Here is a 421-nt window from a genome sequence, read left to right as displayed (position 1 = left end):
GGCGTTGAACTGGGGTTTCGCGGGTGCGATCTCGGTGCTGCTGCTGGCGGTGGTGCTGGTGGTGTTCGTGGTGTATGACCGGATGGTGGGTCTCTCGACCATGACCGGTGGCAGCACGGCGAACAACCCGAAGCAGCACGGTGGCATGGGCCGCAAGTTCGGTGACGCGCTGCTCACGCTGCTGGCAAACGCAACCGACACGCTGATCGCCGTCCTCCCGAAGCGCAAGAAGCGCGCAGGCGACGGCAACGGCATGACGCTGCGCACGGTGGTCACACTGATCCTGGTGTTCCTGAGCGCGCCTGCGTTCCTGATGATCCCGCTGTCGTTCGATTCCGCCTCGGGCCTTGCCTGGCCGCCGCATGGCGTGTCGTTGCAGTGGTACCAGCAGGTGATGGATTCGCCGCTGTGGATGCAGGCC

At 65.3% G+C, this 421-nt stretch carries 1 pseudogene; it reads left to right on the top strand.

The features are described 5' to 3' along the window. Positions 1–421: pseudogene (locus QCE64_RS37880) on the top strand (ABC transporter permease); the annotation flags it as partial.

The organism is Caballeronia sp. LZ043 (assembly GCF_031451075.1).
GTDB lineage: Bacteria > Pseudomonadota > Gammaproteobacteria > Burkholderiales > Burkholderiaceae > Caballeronia.
The sequence above is the reverse complement of the archived record's forward strand: the minus strand, read 5'-3'. Positions and strand labels throughout refer to the sequence as shown.